Here is a 676-nt window from a genome sequence, read left to right as displayed (position 1 = left end):
GGCGTAACGCGACAGAAATCGATATTGTGTCCTCCCAGTCAGCCCTGTTGAGGACTGCATCAATTGCCTGCTCCAAAACTGGATTGATGCTTGCAACGCCCATCCAACCCCCCGGTTGTAAGGGTTCGATGATACTACCGTGGTCTTAAGGATCAATTCGATGTACGAAAGCGAACGGAAGGGGTCGGAAGGCTGTCCCCGCTCTTGTAGTGCCGGAATAATCACAGCGAGGCAAACATGCACCGCCAAGTTTCACTGAGGGCGACGGTTGTCCACTTCAGGAGTTCCTTAACTCCTGCCACTGCGTTGTTGACGTGGTACGTCATATTGGGACCTTCAGTCCTGACGTACACCGGAGGGGAGAACCAATGGGTTGCCATGAGGGGAACTTAGGGCGGCAGGATCAGGCTGCCCACACGGTCGCAGCGCCACACGCATTTAGGGCACAAATGCAAGCCCTCCCCGGTTAAGGACGCGCAGCGGTCGATCCGTCTCGGTGCAGCCACTGTCGGGGTCCGTCGCCATCCCTTCGAGGCGGCGGGCCTCCGATGATAGTTGGAGTGGACCAGAACGTCGGCCGATCTCGCGCTCCAGGGCAATGCGGGCCTTCCCTAGTGAGATCAACAGCCACTTCAAAACGGCTTCGTCCGTTTCGGCAGGTTCACCGAAGCGCCGG

1 protein-coding gene is annotated in these 676 nt (G+C 58.1%); it reads right to left on the bottom strand.

The window, feature by feature from the left end; all coding sequences use genetic code 11:
* Window positions 1–438: 438 nt before the first annotated feature.
* A partial coding sequence (locus tag E5W70_RS32615; RefSeq protein WP_292665488.1) for a hypothetical protein occupies window positions 439–676 on the bottom strand: 238 nt, incomplete at its 5' end.

The sequence above is a fragment of the Mesorhizobium sp. genome, from assembly GCF_005063415.1.
GTDB lineage: Bacteria > Pseudomonadota > Alphaproteobacteria > Rhizobiales > Rhizobiaceae > Mesorhizobium.
This window is presented reverse-complemented; position numbering and strand designations above follow the sequence as displayed.